The organism is Bradyrhizobium sp. DN3, assembly GCF_041357655.1.
Taxonomy (GTDB): Bacteria; Pseudomonadota; Alphaproteobacteria; order Rhizobiales; family Xanthobacteraceae; genus Bradyrhizobium.
The window spans coordinates 25731-47464 of record NZ_JAULLN010000033.1 but is presented as its reverse complement, the minus strand read 5'-3'; the positions used below and the strand labels follow the sequence as shown (position 1 = coordinate 47464).

The 21734-nt window shown below is 64.0% G+C and carries 18 protein-coding genes; 10 read left to right on the top strand and 8 right to left on the bottom strand.

From position 1 onward, the window contains the following. Nucleotides 1-68 precede the first annotated feature (68 nt). Genes AAE027_RS34065 through AAE027_RS34055 form a run of 3 tightly spaced genes read left to right on the top strand, consistent with a single transcriptional unit; the run spans nucleotide 69 to nucleotide 3596 of the window. Nucleotides 69-1052, top strand: coding sequence for a zinc-dependent alcohol dehydrogenase family protein (locus AAE027_RS34065; protein WP_370989703.1), 984 nt, complete (start codon nucleotides 69-71; stop codon nucleotides 1050-1052). 11 nt (nucleotides 1053-1063) lie between these two features. Beyond that, nucleotides 1064-2599 carry a bifunctional aminoglycoside phosphotransferase/ATP-binding protein gene (locus AAE027_RS34060; RefSeq protein ID WP_370989704.1) on the top strand — a complete coding sequence of 512 codons (1536 nt, stop codon included), beginning with the start codon at nucleotides 1064-1066 and terminating at the stop codon, nucleotides 2597-2599. 25 nt (nucleotides 2600-2624) lie between these two features. After that, on the top strand, nucleotides 2625-3596 hold the full coding sequence (locus AAE027_RS34055) for a CHAD domain-containing protein (RefSeq protein ID WP_370989705.1): 972 nt from the start codon (nucleotides 2625-2627) through the stop codon (nucleotides 3594-3596). On the opposite strand, the gene AAE027_RS34050 is transcribed toward AAE027_RS34055, so the two are convergent. Next, nucleotides 3593-5440 carry a PHA/PHB synthase family protein gene (locus AAE027_RS34050; RefSeq protein WP_370989706.1) on the bottom strand — a complete coding sequence of 616 codons (1848 nt, stop codon included), beginning with the start codon at nucleotides 5438-5440 and terminating at the stop codon, nucleotides 3593-3595. The genes AAE027_RS34055 and AAE027_RS34050 overlap by 4 nt on opposite strands. 211 nt (nucleotides 5441-5651) lie before the next feature. Here AAE027_RS34050 and AAE027_RS34045 point away from each other — a divergent pair, with 211 nt between their 5' ends. Next, nucleotides 5652-6380 carry a CBS domain-containing protein gene (locus tag AAE027_RS34045; protein ID WP_370989707.1) on the top strand — a complete coding sequence of 243 codons (729 nt, stop codon included), beginning with the start codon at nucleotides 5652-5654 and terminating at the stop codon, nucleotides 6378-6380. A 26-nt stretch (nucleotides 6381-6406) separates the two neighbouring features. On the opposite strand, the gene AAE027_RS34040 is transcribed toward AAE027_RS34045, so the two are convergent. From AAE027_RS34040 to AAE027_RS34030, 3 genes are all read right to left on the bottom strand, one after another. After that, entirely contained in the window at nucleotides 6407-6865 is a 459-nt protein-coding gene (locus tag AAE027_RS34040; RefSeq protein ID WP_370989782.1) for a RidA family protein, read from the bottom strand. Nucleotides 6866-6886: 21 nt separating this feature from the next. Continuing rightward, complete coding sequence (locus AAE027_RS34035; RefSeq protein ID WP_370989708.1) at nucleotides 6887-8578, bottom strand: benzoate-CoA ligase family protein; 1692 nt, start codon at nucleotides 8576-8578, stop codon at nucleotides 6887-6889. A gap of 147 nt (nucleotides 8579-8725) precedes the next feature. Next, nucleotides 8726-9244 carry a MarR family winged helix-turn-helix transcriptional regulator gene (locus tag AAE027_RS34030; protein WP_164934521.1) on the bottom strand — a complete coding sequence of 173 codons (519 nt, stop codon included), beginning with the start codon at nucleotides 9242-9244 and terminating at the stop codon, nucleotides 8726-8728. A 250-nt stretch (nucleotides 9245-9494) separates the two neighbouring features. Here AAE027_RS34030 and AAE027_RS34025 point away from each other — a divergent pair, with 250 nt between their 5' ends. Together AAE027_RS34025 and AAE027_RS34020 are read left to right on the top strand one after the other, a co-directional pair. Beyond that, nucleotides 9495-10670 carry an ABC transporter substrate-binding protein gene (locus tag AAE027_RS34025; RefSeq protein ID WP_370989709.1) on the top strand — a complete coding sequence of 392 codons (1176 nt, stop codon included), beginning with the start codon at nucleotides 9495-9497 and terminating at the stop codon, nucleotides 10668-10670. Between the two features lie 24 nt (nucleotides 10671-10694). Further along, nucleotides 10695-11150, top strand: coding sequence for a cupin domain-containing protein (locus AAE027_RS34020; RefSeq protein WP_080136282.1), 456 nt, complete (start codon nucleotides 10695-10697; stop codon nucleotides 11148-11150). A 255-nt stretch (nucleotides 11151-11405) separates the two neighbouring features. Here the strand turns inward: AAE027_RS34020 and AAE027_RS34015 are convergent, their stop codons facing one another. From AAE027_RS34015 to AAE027_RS34000, 4 genes are all read right to left on the bottom strand, one after another. After that, nucleotides 11406-12656, bottom strand: a complete 1251-nt coding sequence (locus AAE027_RS34015; RefSeq protein ID WP_370989710.1) for a flavin-dependent oxidoreductase — start codon at nucleotides 12654-12656, stop codon at nucleotides 11406-11408. A gap of 51 nt (nucleotides 12657-12707) precedes the next feature. After that, the gene (locus AAE027_RS34010) at nucleotides 12708-15059 is read right to left on the bottom strand and encodes a bifunctional salicylyl-CoA 5-hydroxylase/oxidoreductase (protein ID WP_370989711.1); all 2352 of its coding nucleotides are present in this window, start codon (nucleotides 15057-15059) and stop codon (nucleotides 12708-12710) included. A gap of 101 nt (nucleotides 15060-15160) precedes the next feature. Next, complete coding sequence (locus tag AAE027_RS34005) at nucleotides 15161-15997, bottom strand: enoyl-CoA hydratase family protein (RefSeq protein WP_370989712.1); 837 nt, start codon at nucleotides 15995-15997, stop codon at nucleotides 15161-15163. Nucleotides 15998-16040: 43 nt separating this feature from the next. After that, nucleotides 16041-16802, bottom strand: a complete 762-nt coding sequence (locus AAE027_RS34000) for an SDR family NAD(P)-dependent oxidoreductase (RefSeq protein ID WP_370989713.1) — start codon at nucleotides 16800-16802, stop codon at nucleotides 16041-16043. Between the two features lie 191 nt (nucleotides 16803-16993). On the opposite strand from AAE027_RS34000, the gene AAE027_RS33995 reads away from it, so the two are divergent. Genes AAE027_RS33995 through AAE027_RS33980 form a run of 4 tightly spaced genes read left to right on the top strand, consistent with a single transcriptional unit; the run spans nucleotide 16994 to nucleotide 21734 of the window. After that, nucleotides 16994-17809, top strand: coding sequence for an alpha/beta fold hydrolase (locus AAE027_RS33995; protein WP_370989714.1), 816 nt, complete (start codon nucleotides 16994-16996; stop codon nucleotides 17807-17809). 12 nt (nucleotides 17810-17821) lie between these two features. After that, on the top strand, nucleotides 17822-19111 hold the full coding sequence (locus AAE027_RS33990; RefSeq protein ID WP_370989715.1) for an acyl-CoA dehydrogenase family protein: 1290 nt from the start codon (nucleotides 17822-17824) through the stop codon (nucleotides 19109-19111). A 2-nt stretch (nucleotides 19112-19113) separates the two neighbouring features. Beyond that, complete coding sequence (locus AAE027_RS33985) at nucleotides 19114-20649, top strand: class I adenylate-forming enzyme family protein (RefSeq protein WP_370989717.1); 1536 nt, start codon at nucleotides 19114-19116, stop codon at nucleotides 20647-20649. Next, entirely contained in the window at nucleotides 20646-21734 is a 1089-nt protein-coding gene (locus tag AAE027_RS33980) for an NAD/NADP-dependent octopine/nopaline dehydrogenase family protein (protein WP_370989718.1), read from the top strand. Before AAE027_RS33985 ends, AAE027_RS33980 begins: the two co-directional genes overlap by 4 nt.

The window sequence follows — 21734 nt, the reverse complement described above, 5'->3', positions numbered from 1 at the left end:
CATCAAGGACTGGCCGCTCGGCCATTCTATGAATAAGTCAGTCCGAGCGGTTCGCCCCGGAGAGGTTCATGCGTGCGATGGTGTTGCCGGCCTCACGAGCGCAGCTCCGGATGGAGGAGCGGCCCGATCCTATTCCCGGCGAAGGCCAGATCCGGGTGAAGGTCAGCGCCTGCGGAGTATGCCGCACCGATCTTCATGTCGTCGACGGCGAGCTGCCCGATATTCGCTATCCGATCGTGCCTGGCCACGAGATCGTCGGCCGGGTCGATCTCGTGGGTCCGAATGTTGCAACGCATGCGCCCGGCGATCGGGTTGGCATTCCCTGGCTTGGTTTTACCTGCGGCAAGTGTCGGTTCTGTCGGGACGGCATGGAAAACCTGTGTGACGCGCCCCTCTTCACCGGCTACACGCGCGACGGCGGCTACGCAACGCACACGATCGCTGACGCGCGCTACGCGTTTCCACTCGGCGAAGACGGCAATGACGTGGAGATTGCTCCTCTGCTGTGCGCAGGGCTAATCGGCTGGCGCTCGCTGGTAATGGCCGGCTCTGCCAGCAAGCTCGGCCTCTATGGTTTTGGCGCGGCCGGCCACATCATCGCGCAAGTTGCGGTCTGGCAGGGACGATCCGTCTATGCATTCACGCGGCGTGGCGATGCCGCTGCGCAAGGCCTTGCACGCCGTATCGGCGCCGTCTGGGCAGGGGCCTCTGACGAAACGCCGGACGAGCCGCTCGACGCCGCCATCATTTACGCGCCAGCTGGCGAACTCGTCCCGGCCGCGCTGCGCGCGGTACGCAAGGGCGGCCGCGTCGTGTGCGCCGGAATCCACATGTCGGACATTCCAAGCTTTCCATATGAGCTGCTCTGGGAGGAACGGCAGCTGGTCTCGGTGGCCAATCTGACCCGGCAGGATGGCCTCGATTTTCTCAGGATCGTCCCGCAAGCTGGCATACGCACCGAGACCACAGCATTTCCGCTCGATCAGGCCAACGAAGTTCTGAGAATGCTGCGGAATGGCCAGATTCTCGGCGCGGCCGTCCTGACGCCCTGACGGTGACGCAGATGCCAAAGTCGATCAGAGATGAGACGGAGGCCCAGGACCGGATATTCCAGTCCCTGACTGGACGTCCTGGCGTGAAACGGATCGATACCCACGCGGCTTCGGTATTTCTCGACGGCGACCGCGCGCTGAAGATCAAGCGGGCTGTGCAATTTCCGTTCCTCGACTATTCGACGCTCGACAAGCGCAAGGCGGCCTGCGAGGAGGAGATCAGGATCAACCGGCCGCTGGCGCCGCAGATCTATCATCGCGTCGTGGCGATCACGGAGGAGCCGGATGGGTCGGTGCAGATCGACGGGCCCGGCCGGCCGATCGAGTATGCGGTCGACATGTCGCGCTTCGACGAAAGCCAGACGCTGGATCATCTGGCCAAGGCCGGCCCGCTCGATAAGAATCTAGCTTCGGCTGCCGCCGACGCGATCGTGGCTTCGCATGCGGCGGCGAGCCGCTCCGACGGCAAGGCGTGGATTTCCTCCATCCCCGGCCTGATCGACGGCAACTGCAATGGCCTGGGAAAAGGCAATCATTTTGAAGCTGAAGAAATCGGGCAGCTCGGCAGAGCCTCGCACGCGATGTTCCTGCGCCTCCGGCTTCTGCTCGAAGAGCGCGGCCACCACGGGTTCGTGCGGCGCTGCCACGGCGACCTGCATCTTGCGAACATCGTATTGATCGGCGGGCGGCCAGTCCTGTTCGACGCGATCGAGTTCGATGCCCAGATGGCAACTGTCGACGTGCTCTACGATCTCGCATTCACATTAATGGACTTATTGCACCACGATCAACCGCTCGCGGCCAACATCGTCCTGAACCGATATCTCGCTGCGACGCCATCCGACAATCTCGACGCGCTCTCGGTGCTGCCGCTGTTCATGTCGATCCGGGCGGCGATCCGCGCTCAGGTGGCGCTGGCACGGCTAAAGCCGCCGCGTTCTGATGATGTCGGCATCCTTAACGATGCACGGCGCTATTTCGGCCTCGCTCGAGCGCTGATCCACCCCCCAGCTCCGCGGCTGATTGCCGTCGGGGGACTGTCCGGCACCGGAAAGACGGTTTTGGCGCGCGCGCTCGCGCCGGTCGTCGCGCCACAGCCGGGGGCGATCGTGCTGCGCAGCGACATCGTCCGCAAGCAGATGTTCGGGATCGAGGACACGCAGCGGCTGCCGCCATTCGCATATACGCCAGAGGTCACGGCCCGGGTTTACGGCACATTGGCTCGTTACGCCCGGCGCGTGCTGGCACAAGGCCATTCGGCGATCATCGACGGTGTATTCGCCGCCGAGGCTGAACGAGACGCGATCGCCGCGCTGGCGCGCGAGCGCAAAGTGCCGCTGAACGGCCTTTTCCTCGTCGCCGACCTCGCGACCCGGCAGGCGCGAATCGGAAGCCGCCAGGGAGATGCGTCCGACGCCACGCAAGAGGTTGCCGCGCAGCAGGAGCGCTATAATATCGGTCATGTCGGTTGGGCGACCATCGATGCATCCGGGACACCAGAGCAGACGCTCCAGAGCTGCCGGGACGCAATCGCTGAGGTCAAATAAGGCAATCTGATTGACGCGGGCAAGGATGGCGCGACCCAGCACGATCTCGACGACCGCCCGCGCAATGCCGGCAACGCGGCGCAATGCGCTGCCCGGCCGCCTCAGCCCCGGCATGGCCTGCGACACGGCGTTCCGGATCATCACGCGCCGTCACCTCGATGCCGTCCTCGCCCAGCACGAGGGCACCTGCCGCGGCGATCCCGACGCTCTGCACCAGATCCGGATCGCGCTGACGCATCTGCGCACCGCCATCCGCTTCTTCGCGCCGATGGTCGACGACGCGCTGCGGCCGAATGTCTGGGCCGAGCTGAAATGGCTCAACAGCCAGCTCGGCATGGTGCGGGACCTCGACGTGGCGATCGAGCGGGTCGTCGCCGAAAGTGGCAACGAGCTCGCCGTGATCGCCGAGCTCCAGCACTGGGACGAGAAGCGCGCCGAGAGCCACCGCCTGCTGGCACGCGCGCTGCAATCCGCACGCTATCGCCGCCTGGTCGAGCAGACCTCAGCCTGGATCGAGAGCGGCCCCTGGTCGACGCGGCGCAGCAAGGAAGCCATCAGATTGCGTCGCTGCTCGCTCGCCGACCACGCGACAGCGCGGTTGACCGAGTGGGAGACGACACTGCTCAAGAAAGCGCGGAAGCTGAGCAAGCTCGACGTCGAGAAACGGCACAAGCTGCGCCTCCTCAACAAGCGGATGACCTATTCGGTCGAATCGCTGACGGATCTGTTCGCCGACGGATCAGCGACGAAGCAGAAGTCCATCCTCAAGCAATTGCGCAAGGCGCAAAGATCTCTCGGGCAATTGAACGATGATGCGCGAGGGCAAACGCTGGCGGCGTCGTTGAACGGTGTCGGCTTCGAGGCCGGCACTCGCTTCCTCGACCGCAAACGGGAAAAGAAGCTGTTGCGAACCGCCGCGGCGGCTTACCGCAAACTGGACAGGGCCAAGCCCTTCCGCTCCTCGGACCTCGCGCCAAATGCAGAGCCTGAGGACTAGGTGCGGACGTAGTCTCCCGGCGCTTCGGGCAGGCCTGAAGGGGCATCGCCAAGCCCGATCTGCGGCGGATCACAGGGCTCCGCGGAGCGCGCCGCCAGCCATCCGGCCCATTCCGGCCACCAGGAGCCCTCAACTCGCGGAGCCAGCTTCAGCCACTCATCTGCACCGACATAGGGCGCGTCCGCAGCCTTGGTCATGACCTGATAGCTGTGCCCAGGGTCATCCGGCGGAGCGACGACACCGGCATTGTGGCCACCGCTGGTCAACAGGAACGTCACGTCGGCATCGACCTGATAGTGAATCTTGTAGACCGACCGCCACGGCGCCACGTGATCGGCCAGCGTGCCGACCACGAACATCGGCGCATGGATGTCCGAGAGCGAAATGCTCCTGCCTTCGACGCGATAGCGGCCTTCGGCCAGCTCATTGTTGAGGAACAGTTGGCGCAAATACTCCGAGTGCATGCGATAAGGCAGCCGCGTCGCATCGGCATTCCAGGCCATCAGGTCGCTTGGCGGACTGCTTTCGCCCATCAGATAGTCATGAGACAGCCGCGACCAGATCAATTCGTTGGAGCGCAGCAGCTGGAACGCACCGGCCATCTGCGTCGTGTCGAGATAGCCACGCTGCCACATCATGTCTTCGAGGAAAGCGACCTGGCTCTCGTTGATGAAGAGCGTCAGTTCGCCAGCCTCGGTGAAGTCGGTCTGGGCGGCAAGGAGCGTGATCGTGCCGAGCCGCCTGTCGCCGTCGCGCGCCATTGCGGCAGCGGCAATCGACAGCAACGTTCCGCCCAGACAGTAGCCCAGCGCATTGGTCTTCCGATCCGGCATGATCCGGCCGATCGTGTCCAGCGCGGCCATAACGCCCAGCTTGCGATAGTCATCGAAGGCGACATCGCGGTCGTTGGCATCCGGATTGCGCCAGGAGATCGCGAACACAGTGAAGCCTTGAGCGGTCAGATACTTGACCAGCGAATTCTGCGGCGACAGATCGAGGATGTAGTACTTCATGATCCAGGCCGGCACGATCAGGATCGGCTCGGGCCGCACTTGCGCAGTCGTCGGATGGTATTGGATCAGCTCGATCAGCTCGTTGCGATAGACGACGTTGCCGGGCGAAGCCGCCACCGTCTTGCCGACGACAAATTGCGCGTGGCCCGCGGGTTTCGATGCCGAAAGCAGACGCGTCAAATCGCTGCACCAATTCTGCCAGCCGAAGACGAAGTTTTGCCCGCCGCTCTGGAACGCCTTCTCCAGCACCTGCGGATTGGTCGCCGCGAAATTCGACGGCGCCAGCATGTCGAGCATCTGGCGCACCGAGAACTCGACGATGGCTTCATTTGCATGCGACACGCCGCGCACGCCGGTGGTGGCATCGTGCCACCAGCGCTCTGCGAGCAGAAACGCCTGCGCCAGCAGATTGAACGGCGGGACCTCCCATTGCGGTTGCCTGAAGCGGCGATCGCGTCCCTGCGGCTGAATGACTGACCACGGTTTTTGCGACGTCGCGTGCGCGACAGCTTCCAGCAGCCGGCCGGTGTCGCGAAGAACGTTGCGGGAAATCTCCATCTGGCGCTGTGGGGCTGCGGCGAGATGCGAGCTCCAGTCGAGCCAGGCGAGCGACAAGGCCATTGGCGAAATCCCGCCCGTGAACCGTGCCAGCATGGCATGAAACGCGCGGTCGAGCGGATACGGCTCCGATGCAGGCGGGAGATCTGCGGCGGCCGGCTTCCCTGCGGGCTTTTCAGGGCCTGCCGCAGCGGCTCGAGGGCCGGCAACGGGATTGACGAGAGCGTGCGCCGCCGGCTCGTCGACCCGTGGAAATATCTGGACGACGCTCATGGCTGAATGTTCCCTGCCGGCTTCCGGTCTACGTCGGCCGCAGGATATGGCGACGCTTCGGATGCGCGTTGAGCTGCATCAAATCCGGCACAGATCACAATCGCTGAACCAGGACCAAGCGGCCTCGTCCGCTTGACCTGGGTCAAACCGCATCTCGACGTCCCCGCTAAGGTTTTGCGCATCGACATTCGGCAAGCCAGCGGAGTTCATCATGCGCGCCCACCAGATCATGACCCGGTCGGTCATCTCGGTTACCCCCGACACCAGCATCGTCGAGGCGGCGAACATCATGCTAAAGCGGCATGTCAGCGGCCTCACGGTCGTCGACGATACCGGCAAGCTGGTCGGCGTCGTCTCGGAAGGAGATTTCATCCGCCGCAGCGAAATCGGCACCGGACGCAAGCGGGGGCGCTGGCTGAGATTCATCCTCGGTCCGGGCAAATCGGCCAGCGACTTCGTCCACGAGCATGGCCGCAAGGTCTCGGAGGTGATGACAGCATCGGTCGTGACCATCACCGAGGACACCGCGCTCGCGGAGATCGTCGATCTCATGGAACGGAACAACGTGAAGCGGCTGCCGGTGGTGCGCGGCGACAAGGTCGTCGGAATCGTATCCCGCGCCAATTTGCTACAGGCGGTGGCGGGGCTCGCTCGCGAAGTGCCGGATCCGACGGCGGACGACGATCACATTCGCGGCCGCATCATCGACATCATGGAGAAGAACGACTGGTGCCCGTTCGGGCTGAACGTCATCGTCCGTGACGGCATCGTTCACCTCAGTGGCGTCATCACCGAAGAACGCGCACGGCAGGCGGCCATCGTCGCGGCGGAGAACGTCGAAGGCGTGAAGACGGTGCACGACCATCTCTGCTGGGTCGACACCATGTCCGGCGTCTATCTGAACTCGCCCGAGGACGACGAGCTTGCCAAGGCGAGCTGATCAAGCCGAGCTGATCGAGGCAAAGCTCAGCGAGGAATGACGGCGGTTGCCTCGATTTCGACGCGCGCCGCCTTCTCGACGAGCCGGACCACCTGAACCAGCGCCATCGCAGGATAGTGCGCTCCGAAGACGTCGCGGTAGACCCTGCCCAGCTCCTTCAGATTGGCCAGGTACTCGTCCATGTCGACGACATACCAGGTCAGACGCACGAGGTGTTCGGGCCGGGCGCCCGCTTCGGCCAGGATCGCGGCGATGTTGACCAGGGTCTGGCGCACCTGCGCGACGAAGCCGTCCGCGAGACGCTCTTCGGCATCCCAGCCGATCACTCCGCCGGTGACGACGATCCGCCCATCGGCAGCCATGCCGTTGGCATAACCCTTCGGCATTGGCCAGCCGGACGGCTGGAGGATCTGTGCCTTGGGGCGGGTTTCGTGCTCGGCTGCTGTCGGCAGCACCGCGAGCTGCGGGCCTTTTGGCGTCGTCACGGACACTTCTCTATCCTTCTCTCATTCCGCAGCGACGCCTGAGGACGTCGCTGCAGCCTGCGCCAGCTGACGCAGGGCGAAACGCTTCAACTTGCCGGTCTCGGTCTTCGGCAATTGCGTCACGAACTCGATCGCGCGCGGATATTTGTACGGCGCGATCTCGCGTTTGACATGTTCCTGCAATTCGGCCACGAGCTGCGCGTCGGGCGTCACACCGGGCGCGGCGACGACATAGGCCTTCACGATCATGCCGCGTGCCTCGTCCGGCGCACCGACGACCCCGCATTCGACGACGGACGGATGCGTGAGCAGCGCTGCCTCGACATCCGTGCCTGCGATATTGTAGCCGGCCGAGACGATCATGTCGTCGGAGCGCGACTGGTACCAGAAATAGCCGTCACTATCCATCAGATAGGTGTCGCCGGTGATGTTCCAGCCGTTCTGGACGTATTTCCGCTGCCGCTCGTCGGCGAGATAGCGGCAGCCGGTCGGCCCCCGTACCGCTAGTCGGCCCATCGTGCCCGGCGGCACGTCGTTGCCGGCATCGTCGACGATCTTGGCCTCATAGCCCGGCACCGGCTTGCCGGTTGCGCCGGGACGGATCTCGTCCTCAGTCGCGCTGATGAAGATGTGCAGCAGTTCGGTCGAACCGATGCCGTCCATCAGCTTGATGCCGGTGGCCTTCAGCCAGGCCTCGAATGTCGGCTTGGGCAGCGTCTCGCCCGCGGAGACGCATTTGCGAAGCGAGGAGATGTCACGGCCCGCGAGCTTGCCGAGCATGGCCCGGTATGCGGTCGGCGCCGTGAAGCAGACCGTGGTCTTGTACTGCTCGACCGCATTCAGAATGTCGTCCGGCGTCGTCTTCTCCAGCACCACGAAGGAGGCGCCGATATGCATCGGAAACAGGACGCCGCCGAAGCCGAAGGTGAAGGCGAGCGGTGCCGAGCCGACGAAACGGTCCTTCTGCTCGGCCCGCAAGATGTTGCGCGCATAGCCGTCGCACACCGCCAGCATGTCCCGATGGAAATGCATGGTGCCCTTGGGATCGCCTGTCGTACCCGAGGTGAAAGCGATCAAGCAGACGTCGTCGGAGGCAGTATCGACAGCCCTGAACTCCGGGCTTGCATCCGCGACCAGCGCCTCAAGCGAGTCGCTTGCGCCATTGCCCCAATAGACCACGTGCTTGAGACTGGGCGCAGCGGCTTTCGCCTTCTCCATCTCCTCGGAGAGCTTTCCGTCACATAGCGCGAGGGTGATCTCCGCCTTCTGGATCGGATATGACAGCTCCTTGGCCCGCAAGAGCGGCATGGTCGCCACGACGATGCCGCCGGCCTTGATGACCGCGAGGTAGGTCGCGACCATCATCGGATTGTTGGCCGAGCGCAGCAGCACACGCCCGCCGGTCACAAGACCCAGCTTGCCGACCAGCACGTTGGCGATGCGGTTCACCAGGGCTTGCAGCTCGCGATAGGTGTAGCTGACCGCAGGACTGATGACGCAAGGCGCGTCGCCGTGACCTTGCTCGACCCAGCGATCGAGGAAATAGCTGACGCAGTTCAATCGCGTTGGGTAGCGCAGCTCCGGCCGCGTGAAGGTGAATTCGGGCCAGAGCTCGCGCGGCGGCAGATGTTGCCGCGCGAACGTATCGACATGGGCCGTCACAGCATTGCCGTCACACGAGCCCGACACTTGAACCTTGGCGGCGTTGGCCATCGCACGCTCCTTTCAGCATGGATTGCACCCGGCAGCACGATCTGGAAAACATTTTAGGCTTAAAACAATTTGGCGCAATAGCGGATTTTGGGCATTCCTTGCTTTTTCCTGCGGCAAATGGGTTCGGCGGCCCGCCCGCCCGCCTGCTTAGGGCCGGCGGCGCGCGGCCGATTTCTGCGCCGACGCCTTGGTCCTGGCCAGGAGCCGCATCAATTCGCGCACATCCTTCGGCGTCAAATCGGCGAAGAGGTCGGCAATCCAGGTTTCGTGTTCCGCAGCCATCCTGCGAAACTCGGCACGGCCGAGTTTTGTGAGGCGGATCACCTGGACGCGGCGGTCCGTCTCCGAGGTACGCCGGTCGAGGTGACCGGATTCCACGAGACGTTCGACGAGGCCGGTGACGTTGCCGTTCGACACCATCATGCGCTTGGAGACATCGGATAGCGTCATGCCGTCCGGCGCCTTGTCGAGCTGCGCCATCAGGTCAAACCGGGGCAAAGTGACGTCGAACCGCTGCCGCAGCCGGCCGCGGACTTCCCCTTCGATCAGGGTCGTGCAGGTCAAGAGCCGCAGCCACAGCCGAAGCTCTTCGGCATGGTCCTCCGGTGTTTCGACGGCCTTGGTCTCGGAATCGAGCATGTTGATGCAGTCACTCACGGCCGGCATTGGCGCCGGCACGGATTCCCTAACGTTTTGAGCTTCAAATAAATCGGGGCCGGCTGCAAGTCCAAAGCTGCAACAATCGACCGCACGTCAACTTCTTTAGGCTTCAAATAATTGGCGCGCCGCTTGCATGCGCCGCTGCCCGCCGGATGCGACGTCTTGAGCTCGGCTTGCCGCGGCGACCATCATCGGCATAAGCTTGGATTGGAATACGCGGCTTGCAGCGCAAGCCGATCGTCATGAGGGACGGATCATGAAGACGCAAATGACCTTGGCCGCAGCCGCCATGCTGCTCGGCACCGCGATGAGCCCTGCCCTCGCCCAAGAGAAAATCAAGCTGGGTGTGGTCGTGACCCTGTCGGGACCTGCCGCTGCGTTGGGCCAGCAAGTCCGCGACGGCTTTGCGCTCGCGGTGAAGGATCTCGGCGGCAAGATGGGCGGCCGCGATGTCGAGGTGATCGTCGCGGATGACGAACTGAAGCCGGATGCGGCAGTGACGAAGGTCAAGGGCTTGCTCGAGCGCGACAAGGTCGACTTCGTGGTCGGCCCGATCTTCTCCAACATCCTCCAGGCGATCCACCGGCCCATCACAGAATCGAAAACCTTCCTGATCAGCCCCAATGCCGGCCCGTCGACGTTTGCCGGCAAGGACTGCAACCCGTTCTTCTATGTGACCTCCTACCAAAACGATCAGGTGCACGAGATCCTGGGCAAGGTCGCGCAAGATCGCGGCTACAAGCGCATGTATCTGATGGTCCCGAACTATCAGGCCGGCAAGGATTCGGTGGCGGGCTTCAAGCTCGACTACAAGGGCGAGATCGTCGAGGAATCCTACATGCCGCTGAACACGCTGGACTTCCAGCCGGAGCTTTCCAAGATCTCGTCGCAGAAGCCCGATGCGCTGTTTACGTTCATGCCGGGCGGCCTCGGCGTCAATCTCGTCAAGCAATACCGGCAGGCAGGACTGGCCGACAACATTCCGGTGCTCTCGGCGTTCACGGTGGATGAATCGACCTTGCCGGCGCAGCAAGACGCGGCCGTCGGCATGTTCGGCGGCGCGAACTGGGCGCCCAATCTGGACAATCCGCAGAACAAGAAGTTCGTTGCCGCCTATGAGGCCGCCTATAACAGCGTGCCTGGTACCTACGCCTTCCAGGCCTATGACGCCGCGATGCTGATCGACAGCGCGGTCAAGGCCGTGAAGGGCAATCTCTCCAACAAGGACGCGGTCGCCGCCGCTTTGAAGAAGGCCGACTTCACCTCGCTGCGCGGCGCCTTCAAGTTCAACACCAACGGCTATCCGATCCAGAATTTCTACCTGACCAAGGTCGCCAAGCGTCCGGATGGCAAGTTCCAGACCGAAATTGTGCAGAAGGTTTTCGAGAATTACGGCGACCGCTATGCCAAGGACTGCAAGGCGGCGAACTAAGGGCGTGTATCGCGGAGGACTGCAATGAAGAGCGAAATCACCGGCATCACCCGGGCCAATGAGGGCATCCAGGGCATCTCCTGGAACATCCTCGGCCAGACCTATGTGCCGAAGAGCTACGCCGAGAACAGCTTCTCCTGGCATGCGACGCTGCCGCCAGGCACCTTCGTGCCGCCGCATATTCACCCTGACCAGGACGAGTATCTCTACATGCTGGAGGGCAAGCTCGACTTCATGCTCGGCAATTCGGAGGCGCAGGCGACCGCGGGCGACCTGATCCGCCTCGGCATGGGCGTGCCGCACGGCATCTTCAATAAGTCGGAGCAGACCGCGAAGGTGCTGTTCTGGGTGTCGCCCAGCCGCAAGCTGTTCGACCTGTTCTGGGGCCTTCACAACATGAAGGAGCAGAAGCCCGAGGACGTGGTGGCGATGGCCGCCGAGTTCAACATCCACTTCCTGCCGCCGCCGCCCGGCGGTTAGCTAAGGCGGGATGAAGTTTGCCTCGGTCGGCGGCTCGGGCTCCACCTCTCCCCAGCGGGGAGAGGTCGGATTGCGCCTGGCGATGCGGAGCATCGTCCAGAGCAATCCGGGTGAGGGGCCGCAGCGCTCCACGAGGACCTAACCCCTCACCCGGATCGCATCTTAAGATGCGATCCGACCTCTCCCTACGGGAGAGGTGATCTGAGTCCCGGGCTAGCGCCGATTCCTCAAACTCATCCCGCTCTACCGCCGACTTCAGGCGCGCACCGCCGCAAGTCCCGGCACTGCGGCAAAGCCTGCCTTGGTGGCATAGCCGCGCACGATCGCTTCGCGCTGGGAATAGCTCAGGACGTTATCGACATTGTCGAATCCGTCAGGCGCAAGCTGCTCGACGGCGTCAATGACGCCTTCGGGGCCACCGCGCCGGTTGGAGCGGACGATCTCGGCCGTCATCGGCAGACGCTTCTTCTCGTATTCGAGCAACGCCTGACGCGGGTGCTCGGCGCGCACCAGCACGTCGGCAAGGCAGCGCGCATCGAGGATCGCCTGCGAGGCGCCATTGGAGCCGACCGGATACATCGGATGCGCGGCATCGCCGAGCAGCGTGACGCGCCCCGACGACCAATAGGGCAAGGGATCGCGGTCGCAGGTCGGATATTCGTAGAATTCGGGCGTCGCCGAGATCAGGCTCTTCACGTCGATATAGGGCACCGAGAAGCGCGCGACATGCGGCATCAGCTCCTCGCGGCGGCCCGGCCGCGACCAATCTTCTTTCCGCGGCGGGGGTGCATTGCCTTCGCCCACTTTGACCAGCACCGCCCAATTGGTCAGACGGCTCGCCGGGCTCGATCCTTCCGCGATCGGATAGATCACCACCTTGGCATTGAGTCCACCGGCCACGATCATCGATTTGCCGGTGAGGAATAGCGGCCAGTCGCGGGCGCCGCGCCACAGCATCAGGCCATTCCAGCACGGCGGCCCCTCGTTCGGGAACAGTGTCTCGCGGACGCGCGAATGGATGCCGTCGGCGCCGATCAGGATATCGCCGCGCGCGGTGTGGACATGTGCGCCGACGCGATCGAAGAAATAGGCCGTGACGCCGCCCTCGTCCTGCGTGAACGCACCCAGCCGGCAGCCGGTGTGAATCGCTTGCTGCCCGAGCCGCTCCTCGACGGCGCGATGGATGACGCCCTGAAGGCGGCCACGATGGATCGAGAATTGCGGCACGTCGTGGCCGGCGTCGATGCCGCGAGCTTCGCGCCAGACCTCCTGGCCGTGGCGATTGAGGTAATAGAGCTGATCGGTGCGGATCGCGACCTCGTCGAGCTTCTGCAACAGGCCGAGCCCGGCCAGCTCGCGCATGGCATGCGGCAGCGTGTTGATCCCGACGCCGAGCTCGCGAATGGTGTCGGCCTGCTCGAAGATCTCACAATCCAGGCCGCGCGAGCGCAACATCAATGCCGTGGTGAGACCACCGATACCGCCACCGACGATAATCGCCTTCATCGCCCTTACTCCACTCGAAACACAGGCAATGGGTCAAGGTCGCACGGGCGGTCACTCCGCCGCAAGCGGCTTTGTCGCCTCCGCCTTGAGCTCGGCCCGGGTCTTGGGCTTAGCCTTAATTCTCAGCTCCTCGAAGTCCTGCCGGTCGCGGACGCTGTTACGGAAAATCTGATCCTTTCCGGGCAGATATTGCGGCGGGCAGAAAGCGTCGTTTGCCCCATACCAAGCCGCCGCCTTCATGGTGAAGAACGGGTCGACCAGATGCGGACGGCCGAGCGCGACGAGATCCGCCCGGCCGGCGGCCAAGATGGTGTTGGCCTGGTCCGCCGTCGTGATGTTGCCGACGCACATGGTGGCCACCCGCGCCTCGTTGCGGACCTGGTCCGAAAACGGCGTCTGGAACATGCGGCCGTACACCGGCTGCGCATCGCGCACGGTCTGCCCGGTCGAGACGTCGACGAGATCGACACCCGCCTCGGCAAAGGCGCGCGCGACGGCGACGGCGTCGTCGCCGGTGATGCCGCCCTCCGCCCAATCAGTCGCAGAGATACGCACCGACATCGGCTTGTGCGACGGCCACACCGCCCGCAATGCCTCGAAGATCTCGAGCGGAAACCGCAGCCGGTTTTCGAGCGAACCGCCATAGTCGTCCGTGCGGGTGTTGGTGAGCGGTGAGATGAAGCTCGCGAGCAGATAGCCGTGGGCGCAGTGCAATTCGAGCATGTCGAAGCCGCAGCGCTCGCCGCGCTCGGCCGCCGCGACGAAAGCGTCCCTCACCGCGTTCATGCCGGCGCGATCGAGCTCGCGCGGCACCTGGCTATCGGGGAAATAGGGCAGCGGCGATGCCGAGAAGACCTCCCAACCGCCCTGCTCCAGCGGTCGGTCCATGCCGTCCCACATCAATTTGGTCGCGCCCTTGCGGCCGGCGTGGCCCAGTTGCAGGCAGATTTTCGCGGCTGAATTGCCGTGGACGAAATTCACGATGCGCCGCCACGCGGCTTCCTGCTCGTCAGTCCAGAGACCGGCGCAGCCGGGCGTGATCCGGGCATCGCGGCTGACGCAGGCCATCTCGGTGAAGATCAGCCCGGCGCCGCCGATCGCGCGCGAGCCATAATGCACCAGGTGGAAGTCTGTCGGCACTCCCTCCCGCGCCGAATACATGCACATCGGCGACATCACCGCGCGATTGGCCAGCTCCATCTCGCGCAAGCGGAACGGCTGGAACAGCGGCACCATCGGCCGGTCGGTGTCGACATCGAAGCCGCTGCTGCGCACCTGCTTGGCGAACGACTTGTCGACCTCGGCCACGAAATCCGGCGCGCGGAGCTTGAGATTGTCGTAGGTGATCGCCTTCGAGCGCGTCATGACGCCGAAGGCGAACTGCACGGGGTCAAAATCCCAGAAGCGGTCGACATGCTCGAACCAAACCAGCGAGACGTCGGCGGCATGCTGCGTCTTCTCGACCTCCTCGCGGCGGCCGTTCTCATAGACCTCCAGTGCCGCCGCGATGCTGGGCGCCTTCTCCATCGCTTCGGCCAGCGCGATGGCGTCTTCCATCGCGAGCTTGGTGCCCGAGCCGATCGAGAAATGCGCGCTCGCCTTGGCATCGCCGAGCAGGACCATGTTGTCCTTGACCCAGCGCTTGCTGCGGATCATGGGGAAGTTGCGCCACATCGAGCGGTTGGTCAGCAGCTTGTGCCCATCGAGGAACCAGCCGAAGATGTCCGCCATCCGCGCCGCGGATTGAGCCTCGTCCAGCCCCGTCAGCCCCGCCCTCGCGAACGTCTCGGGATCAGTCTCGAAGATCCAGGTCGAATGCCCGGCCTCATACTGATAGGCATGGGCGATGAAGGGCCCCCACTCGGTCTCCTGGAAGATGAAGGTGAAGGCATCGAGCGGTCTGGTCGAGCCCATCCAGGCGAACTTGTTGGAGCGAACGTCGACCTCGGGCTGGAAATGATCGATGTATTTCTCGCGGAAGCGGCTGTTGATACCGTCCGCAAGCAGGATGAGGTCGGCGTCGGCGAAACGGATTTCGTCGTCGATATCCACTTCGAAATGCAGGGCGACGCCGAGCTCGCGTGCCCGCTCCTGAAGGATCAGCAGCAGCTTCTGCCGTGAGCAGCCGCAAAAGCCGTTGCCACCCACCCGGTGCACCGTGCCACGGAAATGCACGGCAATGTCGTCCCAATAGGCGAATTCCTGAGTGATGCGGCGGTAGCTCGGAAGATCGTGCTTCTCGAAATTGTCCAGCGTGGCGTCGGAGAACACCACGCCGAAGCCGAACGTGTCATCGGCCCGATTGCGCTCATACACGGTGACTTCGGCGCCGGGGCGCTGCTTCTTGAGCAGGATCGCAGCGTAGAGACCCGCAGGTCCGCCACCGATGATCGCGACTTTCATGGGAGCCTCGCCAATTCACCTGGTCACGAAAACTATTTTAAGCCTAAAATAATTTTGCGCAAGCCCCCCGTTGCCCGGTGTGCCCCGTAAAGACGAGCGTCCTAGTCGCCCCTGAAGACCGGCTTGACCTTGTTGGCAAAAGCCTCGAAGGCGCGCTCGAAATCCGCCGTCGTCATGCACAGCGCCTGGGCAACGGCCTCGGCCTCGATCGCCTCCTCCACCGACATCGCCCATTCCATCGCCAGCATCCGCTTGGTCATGGTGTTGGCAAAGTTCGGTCCTTCCGCGACCTGCTTGGCCAGCAATTGCGCCTGGGGCAGCACCTGCTCGGGCGTGACGAGGCGGCTGAAGAAGCCCCAGCGCTCGCCCTCCTCCGCGGTCATGAACCGGCCGGTGTAGAGCAGTTCGGAGGCGCGTGACTGACCGATGATCCGCGGCAGGATCGCACAGGCGCCCATGTCGCAGCCGGCAAGGCCAACCTTGTTGAACAGGAACGCGACCTTTGCGCCGCTCGCAGCGAGGCGCATGTCCGACGCCATGGCGATGATCGCCCCGGCGCCGGCGCAGATGCCCTCGACCGCAGCCACGATCGGCTGCGGGCAGGCCCGCATCGCCTTGACGAGGTCGCCGGTCATGCGTGTGAAGGCGGTCAGCCCCTTGGTATCCATCTTCACGAGCGGGCCGATGATCTCGAACACGTCGCCGCCGGACGAGAAATTGCCGCCGGCTCCGGTGACGACGATGGATTTGACCGCATCATCGAACGCGCAGGCGCGGAAGAAATCGGTCAGTTCCCGGTAGCTTTCGAAGGTGAGCGGATTCTTTCGGTCGGGGCGATTGAGCGTAACCGTCGCGACACCGTCGACCACGGCCAGCAGGAAGTGCTGCGGCGAGTAATCCGCAAGCGGTATGGTGACGGGATTGGCTGGTCTGCTCATGCGATCTCCTTAGCTTCCTTGTTCCGCGCCTGCGCCACACACGCTAGATTTCACCACCGGCAACCGCGATCGCCTGTCCGGTGATCGCGCCGGCCCCCTCACCGCACAGCCACAGCACGGCATCGGCCACCTCTTGAGGCGTGATCAGTCTTCCTTGCGGATTATGTTTCGCGAGTTCGGCGATCGCCTGCTCGCGGGTTCGGCCGGTCTTCGTCATGATGTTTTCGATGCTGCCGGCGACCAGATCGGTGTCGGTGAAGCCGGGACACACTGCATTCACCGTCACATTGCTTCCGGCCATCTCGAGAGCGAGCGAACGCACGAGGCCGACCACGGCGTGCTTGGCCGCAGCGTAGGCGCTGACATAGGCATAGCCCTTGAGCCCGGCCGTGGACGCAACTGCGACAATGCGGCCATAGGGACGGTCTTTCATGCCCGGCAACACAGCGCGGATGGCATGGACCACGCCCATGAAATTGACATCCATCATGCGGCTGAAGAGGGCACTGTCCGATTTCGCGAATGGCGCCGATTCAGCGCTGCCTGCGTTGGCAATCAGGATGTCGATCGGCTTGCGTGCACTCGCTTCAAGGATGGCCGCCTTCAACGACGCTTCATCAGAGACGTCGGCTACGGCCGCGAAATGCGCGGCGCCGACGTTGACGGCCTCTGCAAGAGGCGCCGCATTCCGACCGAGCACCGTCACGGTCGCGCCAGCACCGACAAGCGAAGCCGCGATGGCGCGGCCGATGCCGCGACCACCACCGGTCACCAGCGCGTGCGGCGAATGCGGCAATCCGGACATGCGCTCGCTCCCTGAGATCCTGATCGTCCCCTCGATATATTTTAACCTTCAAATTTTTGCAACGAAAGCGCCGATCGATCTGGGGAATGGCCGCATGGCCACCGGCCCGAAAATTGCTTTAAGCATAAAATTATCCCTTCCCATCGCCCGCGAGCCTGTTAGCATCAAAGAGCCAAGCAAAAGGATGTCGCATGTCGCAGCCTGCGCCAATGATAACAAAGGACGGACGCTTCGCCTACGAAGCAGCGGGCGATCCGGGTGCGACACCTTTGATTTTCCTGCACGGCATTGGCGGCGCGGCGCGAGCCTGGCGGCACCAGCTCGCCACATTCGGCAACCGCTTCCGCGCGATCGCATGGGACATGCCGGGTTATGGCGGATCGGCGCCGCTGGCCAGTGTCAGCATCGTTGCCCTCGCAGATGCGCTCCAGCAGTTCATCGAGCAGCTCGGCGCAAGCAGGCCTGTTCTGGTCGGCCATTCGATCGGCGGCATGATCGTCCAGAAATGGCTGGTGCAGTCGCCGAAACTGGCGTGCGCAGTCGTCCTGGCGCAGACCAGTCCGGCCTTCGGCAAGGCCGATGGCGATTGGCAGAGATCCTTCATCGCGGCTCGACTCGGGCCGCTCGATCGCGGGGAGACAATGACGTCGCTGGCGCCTTCGCTGGTGAAGGAGCTGGTCGGCGACGATCCCGATCCAAAGGGGATGGAGCTGGCACGTGAGTGTATGGCAAGCGTGCCCGAGGCCAGCTATCGCGCCATGATGCTGGCTCTCATCGGGTTCGATCAGCGCAGCACGCTCAGGGATATTTCCGTCCCGACGCTGCTGCTGTCCGGCTCGAAGGACAACAACGCGCCCGCACCGATGATGGCGAAGACGGCGACCTTTATTCCGGGAGCTGAATATGTCGAGCTCGCTGGCGTGGGCCATCTCGCCAATCTCGAGCGCCCCGATGCCTTCAACGAAGCGCTCGGCCGGTTCCTGAACTCTCTCGCGACCAAAGCGTAAGGTGATTGCGCCATGACCATGCAAGTTGGCAAGAATATCGGCGCAAGCGACAAGGCCGTGCTCGACGCGCCGATCTTCGATCCCGTCGCATACCGCCTGGGTGACGAGCAGGGCGGCATCATTGCGCGCGCCCGCGAGATCGGCCAGAGCGTGTTCGCCGGGCGCGCCGCGACCTACGATCGCGAGGCGACCTTCCCGACCGAGAACTATCGCGATCTGCACCGCACCGGCCTGCTCGGCATTGCCATCCCCAAGAAGCACGGCGGCCTCGGCGCGAACTACCAGACCTATGCCTTGGCCGCCGCCGAAATCGGCCGCTATTGCGGCGCGACGGCGCTGACCTGGAACATGCATGTGTGCTCGACGCTGTGGTCGGGCCCGCTGGCAGACGATCTCGACATGGACGCGGACACCCGCGCCGCGCACGAACGACGGCGCGCGGTGCACTACAGGCGCATCATCGAGGACGGCGCGATCTATTCGCAGCCCTTCTCCGAAGGCGGCGCGGCGGCTGCGGGCGGTGTCGCTTTCGGCACGGAAGCAAGACCGGTCGAGGGCGGCTGGATCGTCAACGGCAAGAAGATCTTTGCATCGCTCTCCGGTCATGCCGACTATTACGGCGTGCTCTGCACCGAGATCGAGGAAGGCGGCAAGGCATCGCGCCGCAATACACTTTATCTGGCCATCCCCGCCAAATTGCAGGGCGTCTCGGTCGTCGGCGACTGGGATCCACTCGGCATGCGCGGCACCGTCTCGCGGACGCTTCTGTTCAAGGACGTGTTCGTGCCGGAGGATTCCGCGCTGATGCCGCGCGGCGTCTATTTCCAGGCCGCAATGCGCTGGCCGCACATGTTCCTGACGCTGTCGCCGACCTATATGGGCCTCGCGCAAGCCGCTTATGATTTCACCGTGCGTTATTTGCGCGGCGAGGTGCCGGGCATGCCGCCGGTCAAGCGCCGGATGTACCCGACCAAGCAGATCGCGGTCGCGCAGATGCAAATCAAGCTCGAGCAGATCAAGGCGATCTGGTTCCAGGCTGTGACCGAAGCCCGCGCCAATCCGAGCAAGGAACAGGTTCTGCGCGCCTACGCCGCACAATATTCGGTGATGGAAGGCGCCAATGAGCTCGCCGCGCTCGCGATCCGCACCTGCGGCGGTCAGGCCATGCTGCGGTCGCTGCCGCTTGAGCGGATCTATCGCGACAGCCGCTGCGGTTCGCTGATGCTGCCATGGACCGCCGAGCTGTGCCTCGACCGGATCGGACGCGAGGCGCTGTACGAGGCCGGCGAGACGGACGACTGACGGTGGACCTCTGTAGCCTGATCGACCGCAACGCGGCGTTCGCGCCAGACAAGACGGCCATTGCCTTCGAAAGGGAACGGCTGAGCTATGGCGCGTTCGCCGCACGCATCGAACGGACTGCAACCGCCTTGAAGCAGGAACTCGGCGTCGGTCGCGGCGACCGTGTCGCGATCCTGAGCCTGAACCGGCCGGACTACCTCGTTCTGCTCTACGCTTGTGCACGGCTCGGGGCGATGCTGGTGCCGCTGAACTGGCGGCTGGCGATCGCCGAGCAGCTGTTCATTCTGAGTGATGCCGGCGCTAAGGTCCTGGTGCTGGAGCAGGCATTTGAGGGAGTGCTTGCCGAGCTTGGGCGGACTGCGCCGGGGACATCTGTCGTCGGCCTCGACTTCGCGCCGCCTGGCGGCACGACATTCGAAGGTCTGCTGGCTCGCAGCCATGGCAGCGGCCGCAACCCGCACACCGACCTCTCCTGCCCGCTCCTCATCGTCTACACCTCAGGAACGACGGGTCGGCCGAAGGGCGCGGTGCTGCGGCAAGAGGCGCTGTTCTGGAACGGCGTCATGAGCCAGCACATGCACAACATGACGTCGGACGACCACGTGCTGACCGTGTTGCCGTTCTTTCATGTCGGAGGCCTCAATATCCAGACCACGCCCGCGCTGCAGTTGGGCGCAACCGTCACGATCCACGCCCGCTTCACGCCGGATACGGCGCTCGCGGCGATCGAACGCGAGCGGCCGACGCTGACCGTGATGGTGCCGGCGATCATCCAGGCCGTGAGCGAGCATCCCGCCTGGGCGACGGCCGATCTCTCGTCGCTCAAGGCCGTCGCCACAGGCTCGACCATCGTACCGCCGCACTTGATCGACCGCTTCACCGCGCGGGGCGTTCCCGTGCTTCAGGTCTACGGCTCCACTGAAACCTGCCCTATCGCAATCTACACCCGCCTCGGCGGCGATCTGTCGCGTGTGGGATCGACTGGACTCGCTGGCTTGTGTTGTGAGGCAAAGGTGGTCGATCAGGCCGGTGTCGAGGTGCCGGCTGGCACACCGGGCGAAATCGCGGTGCGCGGCGCCAACGTGTTTTTCGAATATTGGGGCAATGCGGACGCCACGCGCGCAGCGCTGCAGGACGGCTGGTACCGCACCGGAGATATCGGCCTGTGCGATGCGGACGGCTATTTCTGGGTGCGCGACCGCAAGAAGAACCTGATCATTTCCGGCGGCGAGAATGTCTACCCAGCGGAGGTCGAGCGCGTCCTGCTCGAACATCCCGATGTCAGCGAATGCGCCGTGATCGGCCGGCCGGACCCGCGCTGGGACGAAGTCCCCATCGCTTATGTGATCCGGCGATCCGGCTCGCATCTCGAAGCGGATGAGCTCAGAACGCACATCCAGGCGCAGCTCGCGCGATTCAAAGTTCCCCGCGATATCGTCTTCGTCACCGACTTGCCGCGCACGGCGCTGGGCAAGGTGCAGCATTTCCTGCTGAAGCAGCTCGATGCGCAATCGCGCGCGCAAGGAGAAACATCTTGAAGATTGCGGTTCTGGGTGGGGGAAACGGTTCTTTCGCGGCCGCGGGGGATTTTGCGCTGTCGGGGCATGAGGTCCGGCTCTGGCGCCGCGACGCGGATCAGGTCGCAGCGCATCGCGCTGCCGGCTCGCGCATCCTGGTCAAGGATCATAACGGCCGCCACGACGTGAAGCTCGCGCTGGTCACGGCCGACATCGCCGGAGCCGTCAACGGCGTCGAGCTGATCCTCTGCCCCGCCCCGGCCTTCGCACAGCCGGATATTGCCGGTTTGCTCGCCCCGCATCTGCGGGACGGCCAGGTCGTTTTTCTACCGCCGGCGACATTCGGCTCGATGATCTTCGCCCAAGCGGCCCGAGATGCCGGCAACCATGCCAAGGCCAGCTTTGCCGAGACCGGAACCTTGCCCTGGCTGACCCGCAAGCATGGACCGTTCGAGGTCGCGATCACCATCCGCGCCAAGCGACTGCCGGTCGGCGTGTTCCCGCTCGATCAGGCAGCGCATGCGCTCGAAGTCATTGGACGCGCTTTCCCGGGTGCGATCGAACCGTGCGGAGATGCGCTGTCCGGCGCGCTGATGAATGCAGGACCTATCATCCATCCGCCGTTGATCGTGATGAACGCCGGCCCGATCGAACATTTCGAGCGCTGGGACATTCACAAGGAAGGCACGCAAGCCGCGATCCGCCGGGTCACCGACGCTCTCGACGCGGAGCGCATCGCGGTGCGCGAGGCGCTCGGTTACGGCGCGCCGCATTTCCCGCTCGCTCATCACTACGCGAAGGAAGGCGAGATCTGGATGTATGGCCGTGGCTCGCACGACCGGCTGACTGATTCCGGCGACTGGCGCGAACGGATCGTGCTGACCGAGCACCGCTACATGCGCGAGGATCTGCGGCTCGGGCTGTCGTTGCTGGTCTCCGTCGCCGGCCTGGCTGGCGAGGCCACACCGCTGGCCAAAGCGTTCCTGGCGATCGGCGGCGCGGTCTGTGGCGAGGATTTTGCGCGAGGGGGCCGAACGCTCGAGACGCTGGGCCTCGGCAATCTCAGCAAGGCTGAATTGCAGACGCTGCTTCGCAATGGATTCTGA